The 15,440-nt window shown below is 38.9% G+C and carries 19 protein-coding genes and 1 riboswitch; of the genes, 2 read left to right on the top strand and 17 right to left on the bottom strand.

What is annotated here, in order from left to right; all coding sequences use genetic code 11:
• Positions 1 to 23 precede the first annotated feature (23 nt).
• The 6 genes from ERX37_RS05365 to ERX37_RS05390 form a co-directional block, all read right to left on the bottom strand.
• On the bottom strand, positions 24 to 719 hold the full coding sequence (locus tag ERX37_RS05365; protein WP_133429608.1) for a methionine ABC transporter permease: 696 nt from the start codon (positions 717 to 719) through the stop codon (positions 24 to 26).
• On the bottom strand, positions 712 to 1,734 hold the full coding sequence (locus ERX37_RS05370) for a methionine ABC transporter ATP-binding protein (RefSeq protein ID WP_133429609.1): 1,023 nt from the start codon (positions 1,732 to 1,734) through the stop codon (positions 712 to 714). Before ERX37_RS05370 ends, ERX37_RS05365 begins: the two co-directional genes overlap by 8 nt.
• A 70-nt stretch (positions 1,735 to 1,804) precedes the next feature.
• Positions 1,805 to 1,905, bottom strand: a riboswitch (SAM riboswitch).
• A 27-nt stretch (positions 1,906 to 1,932) separates the two neighbouring features.
• Positions 1,933 to 2,241, bottom strand: coding sequence for a thioredoxin family protein (locus tag ERX37_RS05375; protein WP_229713089.1), 309 nt, complete (start codon positions 2,239 to 2,241; stop codon positions 1,933 to 1,935).
• Positions 2,201 to 2,584: a toprim domain-containing protein gene (locus ERX37_RS05380; RefSeq protein ID WP_133429611.1), complete on the bottom strand. Its 384-nt coding sequence runs from the start codon at positions 2,582 to 2,584 to the stop codon at positions 2,201 to 2,203. Before ERX37_RS05380 ends, ERX37_RS05375 begins: the two co-directional genes overlap by 41 nt.
• Positions 2,585 to 2,652: 68 nt before the next feature.
• The gene (gcvH, locus tag ERX37_RS05385) at positions 2,653 to 3,033 is read right to left on the bottom strand and encodes a glycine cleavage system protein GcvH (protein ID WP_133429612.1); all 381 of its coding nucleotides are present in this window, start codon (positions 3,031 to 3,033) and stop codon (positions 2,653 to 2,655) included.
• Positions 3,034 to 3,101: 68 nt separating this feature from the next.
• Positions 3,102 to 3,455, bottom strand: a complete 354-nt coding sequence (locus ERX37_RS05390; protein WP_133429613.1) for an arsenate reductase family protein — start codon at positions 3,453 to 3,455, stop codon at positions 3,102 to 3,104.
• A gap of 137 nt (positions 3,456 to 3,592) precedes the next feature.
• On the opposite strand from ERX37_RS05390, the gene ERX37_RS05395 reads away from it, so the two are divergent.
• Entirely contained in the window at positions 3,593 to 3,916 is a 324-nt protein-coding gene (locus tag ERX37_RS05395; RefSeq protein WP_133429614.1) for a thioredoxin family protein, read from the top strand.
• 48 nt (positions 3,917 to 3,964) lie between these two features.
• Here ERX37_RS05395 and ERX37_RS05400 read toward each other — a convergent pair whose 3' ends face one another.
• From ERX37_RS05400 to ERX37_RS05410, 3 genes are all read right to left on the bottom strand, one after another.
• Positions 3,965 to 4,504 (bottom strand): nitroreductase family protein, encoded by a 540-nt coding sequence (locus tag ERX37_RS05400; protein WP_133429615.1) that lies wholly within the window; start codon positions 4,502 to 4,504, stop codon positions 3,965 to 3,967.
• Between the two features lie 65 nt (positions 4,505 to 4,569).
• Entirely contained in the window at positions 4,570 to 5,295 is a 726-nt protein-coding gene (aroD, locus tag ERX37_RS05405; protein WP_165981971.1) for a type I 3-dehydroquinate dehydratase, read from the bottom strand.
• 98 nt (positions 5,296 to 5,393) lie between these two features.
• The gene (locus tag ERX37_RS05410; RefSeq protein ID WP_133429617.1) at positions 5,394 to 6,353 is read right to left on the bottom strand and encodes a M23 family metallopeptidase; all 960 of its coding nucleotides are present in this window, start codon (positions 6,351 to 6,353) and stop codon (positions 5,394 to 5,396) included.
• 750 nt (positions 6,354 to 7,103) lie between these two features.
• On the opposite strand from ERX37_RS05410, the gene ERX37_RS05415 reads away from it, so the two are divergent.
• Positions 7,104 to 7,523, top strand: coding sequence for a YolD-like family protein (locus ERX37_RS05415; RefSeq protein WP_133429618.1), 420 nt, complete (start codon positions 7,104 to 7,106; stop codon positions 7,521 to 7,523).
• Between the two features lie 64 nt (positions 7,524 to 7,587).
• Here the strand turns inward: ERX37_RS05415 and ERX37_RS05420 are convergent, their stop codons facing one another.
• The 8 genes from ERX37_RS05420 to ERX37_RS05455 form a co-directional block, all read right to left on the bottom strand.
• Positions 7,588 to 7,851 carry a hypothetical protein gene (locus tag ERX37_RS05420; protein ID WP_133429619.1) on the bottom strand — a complete coding sequence of 88 codons (264 nt, stop codon included), beginning with the start codon at positions 7,849 to 7,851 and terminating at the stop codon, positions 7,588 to 7,590.
• 94 nt (positions 7,852 to 7,945) lie between these two features.
• Positions 7,946 to 8,401, bottom strand: coding sequence for a hypothetical protein (locus tag ERX37_RS05425; RefSeq protein ID WP_133429620.1), 456 nt, complete (start codon positions 8,399 to 8,401; stop codon positions 7,946 to 7,948).
• Between the two features lie 180 nt (positions 8,402 to 8,581).
• Positions 8,582 to 9,934 carry an N-acetylmuramoyl-L-alanine amidase gene (locus ERX37_RS05430; protein ID WP_133429621.1) on the bottom strand — a complete coding sequence of 451 codons (1,353 nt, stop codon included), beginning with the start codon at positions 9,932 to 9,934 and terminating at the stop codon, positions 8,582 to 8,584.
• Between the two features lie 26 nt (positions 9,935 to 9,960).
• Complete coding sequence (locus tag ERX37_RS05435) at positions 9,961 to 10,275, bottom strand: phage holin (RefSeq protein ID WP_229713091.1); 315 nt, start codon at positions 10,273 to 10,275, stop codon at positions 9,961 to 9,963.
• 43 nt (positions 10,276 to 10,318) lie between these two features.
• Positions 10,319 to 10,660: a hypothetical protein gene (locus tag ERX37_RS05440; RefSeq protein WP_133429623.1), complete on the bottom strand. Its 342-nt coding sequence runs from the start codon at positions 10,658 to 10,660 to the stop codon at positions 10,319 to 10,321.
• 53 nt (positions 10,661 to 10,713) lie between these two features.
• Positions 10,714 to 12,921 carry a glycosyl hydrolase family 28-related protein gene (locus ERX37_RS05445; protein WP_133429624.1) on the bottom strand — a complete coding sequence of 736 codons (2,208 nt, stop codon included), beginning with the start codon at positions 12,919 to 12,921 and terminating at the stop codon, positions 10,714 to 10,716.
• A complete protein-coding gene (locus ERX37_RS05450) occupies positions 12,922 to 13,971 on the bottom strand; it encodes a phage tail spike protein (protein WP_133429625.1) in 1,050 nt (349 codons plus the stop codon).
• Positions 13,968 to 15,431: a phage distal tail protein gene (locus ERX37_RS05455; protein ID WP_133429626.1), complete on the bottom strand. Its 1,464-nt coding sequence runs from the start codon at positions 15,429 to 15,431 to the stop codon at positions 13,968 to 13,970. Before ERX37_RS05455 ends, ERX37_RS05450 begins: the two co-directional genes overlap by 4 nt.
• Between the last annotated feature and the right edge of the window lie 9 nt (positions 15,432 to 15,440).

Below are 15,440 nucleotides of genomic sequence, written 5' to 3' on the forward strand. Positions count from 1 at the left end.
TATTTCTCCTTATAATTTTATTTTTATCTTTTATCTGTACGCTTCGCAAGGAAGTCACCGATAAACTGAATCGCAAAGACGATAATCAGAATAAATATAGTTGAAACGAGAATGACATCGTTCTGACTACGGGTAAATCCTACTAAGTAAGCAAGGTTACCTAAACCACCGGCACCAATAACACCTGCAATGGCAGTTGCACCGACAAGTGAGATTGTCGTGACAGTAATACCAGAAATCAAGGCAGGCATAGATTCTCTCAGCAGTACTTTAGAAATCAGTGTCCATTTGCTGGCACCCATTGCCTCTGCTGCTTCAATAACCCCTTTATCAATTTCTTTCATACCGATTTCTACAAGTCTCGCATAGAACGGTGCAGCTCCGATAATCAAGGCAGGCAGTGCACCTTTCACTCCACTGATTGTTCCCATTAAAACATTAGTGAATGGAATGAGGAGAAGAATCAGAATGATAAACGGGATTGCACGGAATAAGTTCACAAAAAATGCCATAATATTGTAGAGCACTTTAGCGCCCGGCGCCTTACTTCTTGATGCCAGGAAGAGAGCCGTACCAATAATCAGACCGAATATAAATGTAAACAGTGCTGAAATAATAGTCATATAAAGTGTCTCATAGATGGCCACCCAGACATCCAGCCACACGACATTCTTAAAACTGAACATCTCGCGAATAGTATCCATCATTGTATTATCCATGTCGTTCCACCTCCGCTTGTACACCATGTTCACTTAATTCCTTGAACATTTCATTATGTCCTTCGAGAGTCGGGACATGAACAATTAAATGACCGAATGAACCATTCTGTGTATGTTTAATATTACCTGCCAGTACATTGGCATCCAGATTATACTTACGGATCATTTTACTGATAATAGGCTGACCGGATGTCGAGCCTACAAATTTAAGTCTTAAAATAGTGCCTGTCGGATAATGCTCCATAATCTCATTCATCGACGTTTCAAGCTCTGAATCCTTCAGATCATCCTTCACGAAACGCTGCGTTACAGATGACTGAGGATTTTCAAAGACGTGCATTACGGGACCTTGTTCTACGACGCGACCGTTCTCCATCACCGCTACTTGATGACAGATTTTACGGATCACTTGCATTTCATGTGTGATCAGAATAATCGTCAGCTTCAATTCTTTATTGATATTGACCAGCAGATCAAGAATTTCATCTGTTGTCTGTGGATCCAGTGCGCTGGTAGCTTCATCACATAACAATACCGTCGGGTTATTGGCAAGGGCACGGGCTATACCGACACGCTGCTTCTGTCCACCAGATAATTGTGAAGGATAAGCATTTTCTCTGCCTTCAAGACCCACCATACGAATCAATTCGTTAACTCGTGCCGTACGGTCTGCTTTAGCAACACCAGCAATCTCAAGAGGAAACGCAATATTATCAAAAACTGTACGAGACCACAATAAATTGAAGTGCTGAAAAATCATACCGATTTTCTGACGCTTCTTTCTTAAATCCCCAGGACTTAATTGAGCGATGTTATCTCCACCGACTACAACATCACCTGAAGTGGGTTTTTCCAGACCATTGAACATACGGATGAGCGTACTTTTACCTGCACCGGAAAATCCGATCACACCAAATATCTCCCCTTCGTTGATAGTCATATTAACGTGATCAACGGCAGTCAATGAACCTTTTTTAGTGGTAAACTGCTTGACCACCTCATTTAATGTAATCACTTACATACCTCCTTTAAACGAATAAAGCGTCTTTCCCACAAAAATGAGAAAGACGCATATCTATCATCGTCTCTCATCTTCTAAAGCCTGAGCTTTATGTGAATTGGCACCATGTCATACGACGGTTGCCGGGCTTCATAGGGCACATCCCTCCACCTCTCTTGATAAGAGTTATATTCAACTGTTTTTCATAATAGACTACATCAACTGAATCGTCAATACTTTCTGAATAATTTCATAAATATTCGTTACCGACTCAAATTTGTATATAATATCAGCCACTTCATCATTATGAACAATCAATAATACAGGCACACTCATCAACTGATAAGCTTGCGTGAAATCTTCTGTGTAATTCAGATCTACCTTTTTGACCTCAAGCTTTGTCAGAGCGGGTAAAATATCGACCATCCGTTCTGCTACCTTGCAAGTACCGCAAAGGGGCGTATAACCGAATATAAGATAATCACCAGACGGGACTGAAGGTAAATAATCGCTGACTTTCATCCTCATTTTTCAAACCCTTCACTTCAAACTCATGTTTCATTAATTTTTTAGACAGATAATCCAGGGGGCAGCGTCCTACTTCACTATAAGTCGGATCAATATAAATATGTGTGCATTCACTTAAATGGCGCTTAAACCAGCTGCGTATTTTTTTGCCGGCCTTATCTGCATCAGTCATGATATAAACATTCTGTCCGATGAGTTCATCCAGCATTGCATCCATTTTATCGATACCCATCGTGCCATTTGTGCAGATAATATGTACAGGTTCAGATAATACTTGTTGTAACTTCACTTTGTCAGACTTGCCTTCAACAACAATGACTTTATTGATTACAGACATCTCATCACCTTTTCATATGCAGTCATAAAAAAATCCTTGATAATAAATTATCAAGGAAATTATAGCATTTAAGCGTTGATCATTTCATCATATTGAGCTTTGTCTAATAATTCATTTAACTCATCGTCGTTTTCAGTTTCGACTTTAACCATCCATGCATTTTCGTATGGAGATTCGTTAACGAATTCAGGGCTGTCTTCAAGTTCACTGTTTACTTCAACAACTTTACCGCTAAGTGGTGCATATAATTCTGAAACAGTTTTAACTGATTCAACGCTACCGAAAGGTTGACCTACAGTAATGTCATCGCCTACTTCTGGAAGCTCAACGAATACGATGTCCCCAAGTTCTGATTGTGCAAAATCAGTGATACCAATCGTTTTTACGTTACCTTCAGTTTTTACCCATTCATGATCTTTAGAATATTTTAAGCCTTCAAGTGTTGCCACAAAAATCCCCTCCTAAATAGTAATTACATCTTAATAATGACATAGCATGACAGGTTATTCAACTTTTTTTATAACCAGGTATTACGATACTCATCTTCCTTGAAACCTAATGTTATTTTCTTTCCACTAATAGCGATCGGTCTTTTTACAAGCATACCATCAGACGCTAGAAGCTCAGTCTTCTCATCTGTTGATAACGCTTCCATTTTTTCCTTTAAATTAAGCTCGCGAAACTTTGCACCTTGACGATTAAATAATCGATCAACATCAACACCTGTCGCATCAATTATGTTTTTGAATTCATTAGCTGTTGGTGTTAATTCAACAATATTAATCGGCTCGAAGCTTACGCCGTGCTCTGTCAGAAATTGTGCTGCTTTTCTGCATGTCGAACAATTAGGTAACTGATAAAATTTAAGCATATTTAACCTCCACACCTGATATAAATCAATAGTACCAATATTTTGACAATACGACAAATGGATAGATAAGTCTCTTCGTTTATTTTTATTCATATGATGGTATATAATAAATATAAATACAAAAAGGAGTCTGACTAATGAGAACAATAAGTCAATATGCTGAATTTGAAGAGATTATTAACCGGGATGAGCAAGTAATCGTTAAGTTTTTTGCGGACTGGTGTCCAGACTGTTCACGAATGGACAACTGGGTTGACCCGATTGTCGATGAATATCATGATATTACATGGTATAAAATCAATCGTGACCAAGTGCCTGAAGCTGCAGCAGAAAATGATGTAATGGGTATCCCAAGCCTTCTGATATTCAAGAATGGCGAAAAACAAGGTCACCTTCATTCAGCCAACGCCAAAACGCCTGAAGAAGTAAAAGCATTTCTTGTAGATCATATTAGTAAATAAATTCAATATAAAAGCCGGGCCACATTGAAGTGATCCGGCTTTTATATATTAAAATTCAGTAAGAAGATTGAGATTCTTCCGTGGTTTATCTTCGATATCATCTGGTAAATCAGTCAAGTATACAAAACCATGGATACTTTCATTATCCTTAATATTAAGTGCTTCATTCAGTCCTGGATCAAACATTGATCCAGGCGACTTGATACAGCTTCCGATTCCCATATCAAAAAGAGCCAGTGACAGTGTCTGCATGTAGCCGCCGACCGCTAATACATCTTCAAGATGCTGTTTCTGCCTTCTATCAATAGGTCCGGCAATAATCAGGATACCGCCAAGTTTAGATACTGTATCGATATGCTTCTGGCGTTTGTCGGCATCATTTTTAAAGCTATGTTCTCCAAATAGAGCTGCATATTCAGCAATTCTATCTTTTTTTACCCATATAACGCGCCATGGTTCACGCATACCGTGATTAGGTGCATAAGCAGCAAGTTCAATTGCTTCTTTAACTGCTTCATCATCCACATGACTATCTGTTTCATATTTTTTGATACTTCTTCTATTCTTAACAAGTTCTTTAAAAGACATCAGTAAAACCCTCCCAATTGATAGCTATTATCAATTATAGGGAAGGTTTAATCTTCTGTAAATTGTTATTGGTAAATCTCCATCAGTGATTTAAGTTGCTGAACATGGAGCTGACCGGGTGTCGCTTCCTCGCCGATATGACCATACGTCAGAGCAGAACCGAATGCCCCGCCTGCTATTCGACTTAATTTACCTTGTTCTCCCATCGCAATACCTACGATATGATGGTGAGAATCCTGCTTCGTTTCATATACAGCCGTCAGAAGTTTGAGCACATCGCGCCCTTCCTCCGGCATAACAGCCACCTTACTATAATCGATATCAAGCTGCTGCATATGCTGATAAAGTGCTTTAAGTTCTTTCAGACTTGGCGTATGTTCCATCTCATGATGTGAGACGAGTACTTGAATCCCTTTCTCTTTAGCAAGTTGAATTAATTCATTACGCAAATCTTCGTAAAGCAGTAATTCAATATCAATTATATCTGTGCATTGCTCTGAAATGATTTCTTTATTCAATTTATAGTACTCATTCGGCTCTTTCATTCCTTTACCGCCCTGACCGTGCGTGCGGTAAGTAAAAATAATCGGCAGATCGCTGAACTTCTCTTTCAGTGCTTTGATATCTTCAATATAATCGGCTGCTTTCTCCCCACCGCATAAATCTGCTCGATATTCAATGATATCAATATACAGCTCATTATCACTAATTTTCTCATACAGACTTTCCCACTGATCCTGGTCTGCAGACAGTGTGACGACAATCTTAGGCTTAACATTCACTTTATCCATAACGTTCCCTCCGTTCTCACTATAAATATATACCATTGAAACGCCAGAAGTAAACGAATAATAAAAGAGTCCAGAACTTTATTCCGGACTCTTGAATGTTATTGCTGGTTAATATAATTTGTAGGATTGACAGCGTACTCATTACCTACACCACCTGCCATACGCTGGAAGTGTAAATGCGGTGTTGTAGAGTTGCCGGTACTACCTGATAAACCAATTTGCTGACCTGCTGATACAGTTTGACCTGCACTGACATTTAATGAATTCATATGCATGTACCACTGATAGTAATCACTGTTCTTCTCTTGAATAGTCACTTGATTACCCCCACCATAATTACTCCATCCAGCTTGAATCACTGTGCCATCTGTTAATGAGTATACAGGCGTGTTTTCATTCATGGCATAATCGACACCGTAGTGAGCACCGCCACCGTAATATTGACCATAAGGCTGAATTTGTTGATAGTTCTTCACCCAGTTGCTGGAAGCTGTTGCGTTAGATGTGTTTTGTGTAGATGCTTTGCTGGTTGTTTGTGCCGGCGCCTGCTGTGTTTTTACTGATGTATTGTTTGTTACCGGCGCCTGCTGTGTTTGTGCTGGCGCATTGTTGGTGACTGGTGCTTGAGTATTATATTGTTCTTTTTGTTGATTGATATTGATAGATGTTGGCAGTTTTTCTGTATTCACTTTTTCAGAAGGTACTGCAACATTATAACCATCTTGTTGAATTTCCTGATGTGATGCAGGTGCAGAATAGTTATTGTCTGGAATAACTACCTTCAATTCATTTTTAGGGAAGTAAAAATAGTGTTTTTTATTATACTTATCTGTTAAATAAAAATACCATTCTTTATTATCGAACATTGCCTGATTCCATTTGCCATCTTTCGTATGGTGGTAGTCACCTTGCAGATCTTTCGTATAGTAAGAAGCATATTCATCTGAATAACCTTTGACAGCTTCTTTAATAATTTCATCTGCTTGTACGTTATGTCCCCCTGCTGAAGAGACTGCTAAACCGACACCGAGTGCTGATGCTGCTAATATTTTTTTCATTTCATCGTTTCCTTCCTGAGTTGTGCTGCTTATAACTCTATCAGCATTATTCCTGAAAATAAACAGATGTTACAGCTTTGTATTCAGCTCTTAAAAAAGCAACGTTAAAATTAAGTTTTTAACAGCTGAATGACAACCTGTAATTTTTCTGAAAACATCCATGAAACATATCTATATCAACTATCCATCTCAATTTACTTGTCAGCACAGGAAATAATCCTCTGATATTTAAAGTTAAATATGAGGCTGTTGCACTAATGACAAGCGGAAATGTAAGTGCTGAATAGCTTGGATAAAATTTAAGTTTCATAATGCATGGTATATGAAGTACTGCGATGAGATAACGGAATTGAGATAATAAATATAAAATGGCTACCACATAAAGATTTTTGTCATTCACTACCGATAGATAACCTGCCAGACAAAGGGAACCAGGTGCACTTCATACGATGATTAACGGCAGCTGTGGTTCTGATAAATCTTTTTTCACTAAGTCGATAACTCATTGCCTCTCATTTTGACAACAAAAAAAGTTCATCCGTTAAGATGAACAAGTAATGGAGACGGCGTCCATTTATATAAGAAGAAACTAAATGAATGTATAGGTAAATAGCTACTTTTAATCGATTTACTGTGTATATAAACTAATCTAAATAAAACTACGTTGACACTTTTAAGACACTTGTAATTAAATTCTACTTGTATTTATACGAACATACGTTCTATAATAAATGCGAGGAGTTGAGCTGAATGCATGTGATTAATCCTGACCTGCCAGACGAATTTAAATATGAGACCGATTACCGAAAGATTCCCCAGCACTTATTAAATAAGAATATTCCTCAAGGGAGAGGGATGATTAAATGGCAACCAATGGCAACTACACCAACACTCTACAAAGATATTCAGCAGCAGATTGAGAATCAGGATAAAGTTGATAAGCCAATTTTATCTGAGGATCAACAGACTGAACTTGATATACTGTTAGCCTCATGTGTGAATCGAATATCGTCCGTTACTATACACTACTTTGAAGATGGATATATCAATGAATACGAATGTATTATCGAAAGAATTGATTACGTCCATAAAAAAGTAGAAGTGTATCTCTGCTATTTAAAGGAAAGAAAATTTTTAAACGTTGATTGTATCGTGAGTATGTATAGATAAAAAAACAACCCCACCTCGTTATGAAGTGGGGTTTGTCTATTTGAGCGAATTATAAGATATTCGTCTATATAATAGAATTCATCTTTAACATCTCAATCATCAGCTCATTCACTTTGATGGTCTGTATGCGTTCCTGATCAACTTCCTCCAGCTGCTCGATATTGTCAGTGTCGTAAAAATAATCGACTACTGGTGCGTAGGATTTATGGCCGATAACGATAGTATTGCCACGCTCAACTCGTACTACATCATTACCATCTACCAGTCCCTCTTCAACATCTGCATGTAGCTCATGTATTAAATCTTCATAATCATAGCTGAGTCGCATTGTCATCTCCCCTTCAACTCATTATATATGTAAATAATTGTTGATTGTTATAAGTTTATGTAAATAAGCCACCAGGTAAGGTGGCTATTTGTTATTAGTAATTTCGTAACGTGTTAACAATACTCTCTACATCTTTATCGAGGTATGCCCATTCGAATAAATCGGTATTTGGATTGTCGAAAGTAACTAATGCAACATTATGACGAATTTCAGGTTTTATTTTACTAGATTTATCCTTTAAGTCTTCAATATTAAAATCTTCATTGTTTTCTTGGAAGTATTCAATTAATTCATTTAAATTCGCATACTCTTCGATGTAATAAGAATTGTCAGTGTCCTCTAATCGTTCTCTAATTTGTTCTACTTTATTCATTGTATCTATCTCCTCGTATATTTTATATAATTTCTCTGCTACTTCTAAACTAATTTTTCCTAAGGCCTTTTGACCCGTTCTGAGTAAACTAATACTTGCTACGTTAACACCTGATTTTCTTGAAAGTTCTCTTGTAGTTAAATCTGATTCAAGTAACTGTTGAATTTCGCTTCTCATGTGATACCTGCTTTCTGTGGTGCTCTTGCTTATGTATATAATATACTACTATTGTTTATGATTGTAAACAGTTATCGTATGTTTTATTTAAATTTATTTTTCCGCAAATAAAAAAAGCCGCCTACCTCATATAGAGATAGACGGCTTAATGATTATGTGTTGATTTGTAATGCTATTGTACTACTTTTTGTAGACCTTCTCAATCTTTATCTGATCGAGTTTAACCCAATCGTTTGCCCCTTTCCCCGTTAAATCGCCTGTATAAATACGTCCCATGCCATTGTGTGTTTCAAAGATGTAGACAACATCGCCTTTGTTTAAGGTGTACGGTGCTTTGCGATTCCAGTTGTAGCCTTTTCCTTGACGACCGCTACGACGATAGACTGTAGATTTTGCAGTTAATCGTCCAGAAATGTAGGCATCTTCACTTCTTGCACGGTATAAATTAAGTGGAAATGGTGATGTTTTAGGTGGATTCTTCGTCTGCGCTGCAGTTTTGATTACTGTCTTCACTTCATCAATCTGTGGCAACTCTCCAGGAACGATGATTTCTTTCCCATTGATAGCATCCGCAATATCCTTACAGAACTCTTCACCGTGTTGCTTCATATAATCCATATCACCTTTATTAGTAATAAATCCTAACTCAACAAGTCGATAGTTCAGACCAATCGCTTTCGCGATTCGTGGATGTGCCAGATCATCACGCTTACTGATACTGTATACAACATCGACATGCTTATCAATTGCCGCCTGAATACCCGTGTCAATATTATCAGGAACAAGACCAGCTCCAATTACAACATGGCCACCGTCAACCTCCGGATTAGCAGACGCGTCCAGATGAAACTCAATTACTGCATCATAGCCCTGCTTCTTGACCCAGAAGATACCGTATTTGTCTCTGTCAGGTCTGTTCTCGCCATAAGCTGTGTCCTGGTACATATCCTGACTCTTACTGTATAAAGTGACATCATGACCTGCAATTTTGAGATACTTGGCCACACGGTCTACAATCTGCTCACGAATGAAGTCACGTTCATTTGTTCCGTTTCCGACTGCACCAGGATCATGATATCCATGGCCACTTACTAACATAATTTTCATCTTATTTCCTCCTGTCGTTTTGATTCTGATAACGTGTGAAAGCCCCTCGTAATAATCTAAGCGTGGTGTCACTGGCGTGTCTGCGTCATCGTCCCAGTTCTGTTCAAGTACAATACATGATTGCAGCGTGATGTTTTTATATGCGATTGCGACGTGGCCATATTTGTTATCAAAACGACCGAGCGAATAAATTAAGATGTCGCCTTTTTTTATTTCAAGTTCCGGCGTATTGACAATAACTTCTGCCATGCCTTTGAAGTCGTTGTAAATCAAGTCACGAGCGTTACCCGTCATTAATATGCCAGTGGCCCATTTGAGCAAATCCGTCGGTACGTCAGCACACTGAAAGCCGTACTTTTTATCTGGATCAATATACTTGCCAATGTACCAGTCGAGCCGGTCGCTCAACTCCTTATTAGTTTTCATCTGCTACCTCCATATAAAAAGACGACCTACTGGCCGCCTTTCGTATTATCAACTTCAACTTCTGACTTCTCTGTAACAACTTCTGGCCCTTCAAATTCCACTTCACCTTTATCCAGCTGCTTCTTAAACTCCTGTGCCTTTGCTGCGTTCTTAGTGATGTTGTTGTTCTTCCAGTACGCCCATGCGATTGAGCCGATCAGAATCGCATCTGAGATGACCTGATAGACAAACGCTTCGTCTGTCTTGATGATTGGTTTACCGTAATGCGCGAGTACGCTGTTGACTAATGTGATTAACAGTACAATTAACCGTGCCAGTGCTAGTTTCTGTTCATTGTTCAATTTGATTCCTCCAATTTAAATAGGACACCTCAGCAAGATGTCCTTAGCTAAATACCTGATTGAGTATCCACAGCACGATGGAAATGATGGCAGGGACACTTAAGCCTGCAAACCATTTCACATTTGTGGATATTTCAGCCAGCTTTTTGTTATTGTAGTTGGCCAGGTCCCGTGCTTCGTGTGCAACTCCCGCTGTGATGCCGTGCTTCGTTTTAAGCTCTGCAATATCTTCCTTATTCTCGCCAGATAAACCGATGGCCGTACTCGCTTTTTCGTGAGCAGTGTCAGCCTTTTCTCGTACTACGTCAAGGTTTGCCAGCTGTCCTTTGATTTCGCCCAGCGATTCAAATATCTTGATGATTGTTTCTTTATCTTCGAGTGGCATTCTCCACGCTCCTTTTATTTTTTTATAATAAAACCCCTCGCTTACGTGAGAGGTTACTTGCTATACATTTTATGCGTTCTTGACGTCGCAGTATATTTGAGTGTAGATGGTGAGAGTGCCGGTGCGTTGACCTGCAGCGTATTGAGTCCCATGCTGTTTGTCGTGACTGAGTATGTGTAGGTAGTCATGGCTGAGTCGCCACGCATATTCTCACGCGTCACTGTTGCATCACTACCGCTGAAGGCAATCTTTACGACATCCTGAATCAACCCACGCCTACTGTCTACAATATCAATATAGACATAGGCATCCGTCTGACCGTTTGCCGGTGCATTTTCAAATTTCAGCACGTTATGCAGCTGACGATCACTTGTATAAGGAACCTGCACGACTGCGTTATGATTCTGAGTACCACAGTTAGATGTCTCCTTGATTTCATACTTGATAGACTTGTCAGTGATAATCGTATCGTATTGATTACGTAGTAATGTTACAGAGTACTTCTTCAATTCAGCTTCACTGTAGTTAGGTTTATTGACTACAATATCAGCGTTGAGCGTCGATGTACCTACTCGTTTAATGGCGTTGTCCGTTATATCAACATTTGTAGATACTGGTGTCGACACGTCTGACGGCACACCGAGAAAAGTACCGTTATTATCTGATACACGATGGATGATGCCGCCCTGTTTATGTGTGATCGAGTTTCTTCTAATTGATGGATTGCCAAGCATTACTGATGGCGCGAAGATACCAATTGTCACGTTCTTCATAACGTTGTTCTCGATGATGATGTTGGTCGTCGTGTTACTGATGTTAACGGCGTAGACATTCAGCAAATCAGTCCGCACTTCAATAACATTGTTGGTAAACATCTGGTCCTTAATATGTGACTTGTAGACACCGTGTCCGAAACGAACAGCTTCAAGCACGCGTCCGCCTACCTGATCGTCAGCCCGGTTAGGTGCTATCCAGTTCACATCATCCGTGAATAGGAAATAGTTGCTGTCGAATACAATTTTATTAGTGTCAAAGTAGCTGTGTGCGCAGTGGGAGTTAGGATTGATAAATTTGTTGGCCTTAACCTCAACATTACCTGAGAAGTGAATACTCAGCATATCCTGCGCAGATCCCTCAAAAATATTGTTGAAGATACGACACTCCATCAGATCGTTACGAACGGGACCGTTATTGTTGATTACAACGTTGTTCCAGGTACCTCCATGAAAAAAACAGTCCTGAATATTAATCTTACGCTTAACAGCTTTATTATATTGGACTTGCACAAGATGATAGTATTTATAGTAATTACGTGACTTGTCGCCGATTGATGGCCCAACATAATTCCATGTCACGCCGTTAACGATGTCCTGTTGACCTTGCGGATTGCCATCAATCTGAATACCATACATGTTTACGTCACAGTCAATAAAGAAGAAAACTGAATGATAATCTCTAAAGAGATTATAGCCGCTTTGTTTATTTCGGTCATCGTCATCTCGGTTGGGATTATGGAAGAGAGTCGAGTTATTTGCAACCTTAATCTTGCTGAGTGTATAGCCGTCGCCTTTAAAGATGATGTTTTTATTCACGAATAAAACGAAGTCCACAATAAATCCATTAGTCGTTGCCGGAATATAAACGACTGATGACTCAGGTACCTTATTAATCAGCTCCTGAATCGCTTCACGGTCATTCGTAACACCATCACCTTTTGCCCCATGGTTAAGAATATTGTAGACATTGTTGTTCAGCGGTACTTTATTAAGGACACTTGTCTCAATCGCAACTGGATCATAATTGATATCATTAATCACTTCTGCCTTGAGTGCTGTTGTATCCACTAAATGATGGTCGATGTCTATCTGTTGAACAACTTCACTGACTACATTTTCAAAGCCATAAATAGAGATTTTCTGCTGCTCACTTGCCAGACTGGACTGCTTGAGTACAATCATCGCCTCGTCATTCGCTGGATAGTACTTGCCGTCAACAGTTTTTACTTCTAAATAGTATGTTCCTGGCAAAACATTGTCGGGAATGTTAAACAGCAGACTGTCACCGTCCGTCTTATAGCTAGTGATTGCTACATAACTCTTATCGTTATAGTTATTGATTCTAATATGTGCTATATCCGTTGATTTGAGGACAATACTTTCTCCGGCTTCATTTCTGAATTTAAATTTTAGAGTCGAAGTCGTGTCGCTGTGTCTTAGAACGTTACCATTAATATTCTCAACTCTGTTTATCTCTTTATACACCTATAAATCACCTACCTTTTCTATTCTAGTGAATGTGGCCACTGCCATTTTAGGGTTGTCGAGTTCGCCGCTTAGCCCACTAATTCGAGCTTTATACAATGTTCCTTCGTAGATATTTCTGATTAATACCCACTGATACATGCTGATTGACTCATGTTCATAGCCTGGTTGACTGTCGAGGCGCGCAATCTCAATCTGCCACTCTAATGCTTCCTTATTACGCTTCTTCAGTTCGTTTGTACCAAGCACCTTTAATTTCTCAGTTAATGCATAGCCTGTAAGATTAGCTGTTATCTGTGGCTCATATACATCACTTACATGTTTGCCATTTCTATTAAAAAAGTCATAGGCTACTTTATCCTCGACCGTTACAGTCGGTCTCTGTGGCTGATTGTCAGCTTCAGGACCCAGTACATGCAGCTGTGTGAATACTTCAGAGTAATTAATGTGTTTGACCAATTTAACCAGGTCTCGCTCAAACTTCAGTTCTTTTCCGCTTAGTTCCTTGTCATCAATAATAAAATCGACATAGCGTGTTATGAAGTTTGCTTCCTCATCTACGTCGATTCTGAACCGTAATTCATGGCCTATTAAGTTAGCTACTTCACCCAATAAATCATAGGCTGATTTAATGTGATCGGTAGAAAAGGCTCTCTGATTTGCTGTGTAAGTAATATTTCCGCGCTTCCAGCTGCTATCGTAAAGAATATAATCAACGATACTCATGATAGTTCCTGTAGGCAGACTGAACGGCTGTAGCAGGTGAATCACTTTCAAGTCGTCGTGAGTCGGATAAGCCTTAATTGATAGATATTTATAACGGCCATAGAATACTTCTACTTCCTGCACAATGAATTCATACCACTCACCATTAAATTGAGTAAGCAGACGTGATTGCTGTTCTAACACAAATGTGTCATCATTCGCCTCAATTTCAAAGCTAAGTTCATAGGCATTCGTGTCATTGATATTTATAGTGGCACCGACGTGATTCTTAAATTCACCTATGATTTTCTGACCATTCTGCGATACTAAATAGATACTTGTCATAGATAACGCTCCCTATACGCTTGATAGCCACTTTCAATGATGCTTGGTGGATTCACTGTGATGATGTTTTCACCTTGCACGATGTCAAAGTAATCGCTCTTAAGGCTCTTGTGATATTTAGGTTCACCGTTAATTGTTAGCAGATGTTTGTCATGGTCGATGACCAGTTCATCTCCTGAAGAAAAAATATAGGGAGATTCTGACTCAACTGCAAGCTGCTGTACTTTAGCATAAGAGGTGTTGAATTTCATAGGATCATAGTTAGGTGCTCTTAGATCCTGCGTCTGCACAAAGACTAATGCTCGTTTATAATCTCCTGCATAGTCATCAAATGTACGAATATATCTACCTGTATGCGTGCTGTATCGCATTCCAGTGATGACGTTGTAATCAACGCCGACATAAGCTGTATACTTATTTTCTGTTTTAGTCAATTTGAGAACAAGACCTTGTTGACGCCATCCAGCATTTTCGTAATAAAGAACCTGTTTAGATTTATTCTCATTGTATAGTGTCATTATTACTTCAATTAAATTATTCATTGTTGATTGATTACGTGCTTCTATTACAGCTACAGGTTTCTTTAATTCGTCCAGTAGAATAAATTGTTTACGTCCCATCTCTAAATTTTTAGATGGTGGCGTTATAATCCGGCACTCAAATTCCCAGTTGCCTGACACACGCTGATCAAGCTGTTTATATTTGGCTGGTCCAAACCAGTCAGACATACCGATTCTATCACCAAATGTATCAACAAACATCACATTATCTTTAGACGTATACTTACCTTTAGCTGTCCCGACAACGGGGAGCGCAGTCTTTTCTGCAATATTTGGCCATCCGTTAAATATGTCAGATGCATAAGCATTAAGGACACCCATATTACGTTGTAGCAGCATGTTAGCATCTGAGACTTCTTTGCCAAAAACTACAGATTTACCAGTTGTTTCATTATTGATGCTTAATATCGTGGCATCCTCTTTAACCTTTATATACTGTACAGGTGGTGTCTTGATGCCCGCATTATAAGTTGTAAGCTGACCATTTATAAAACTATCCTTATTTGGTTCGCCGTTTAATTCATAATACCAGCGGGAGGATTTAACAGTGAGTTCGATAATGCCGAATCCTCTGACGTGCGGTTTAATCTCGTAAGGCCCGTCAATCTTACATAATAATCGCTTATTAGAAAAATCAAATTCAAGTATTTGTTCTTCATTACTCCTGAAGTAATTAGCAAGGTCTTTAATGATGTCGTCGAATGATTTTGTATAATAGTGATTCTTAATGATTAGAGGTAGTTTGAATTCCATTGATGAATAAGTATTTTCTACAAATTGTGAGCCATTCATACCCTCATTATCTTGATAACGACTAACAGAATGAAAAGAAGGGAGTTTGAACTCCCTTTCAACTACTAGCCATGAGGGCGGCTCTTTACCGCCATATTTAAAGTTCATAGCAACTCT

It is taken from the genome of Macrococcus hajekii (assembly GCF_004359505.1).
In the GTDB taxonomy this organism is placed as follows: Bacteria; Bacillota; Bacilli; order Staphylococcales; family Staphylococcaceae; genus Macrococcus; species Macrococcus hajekii.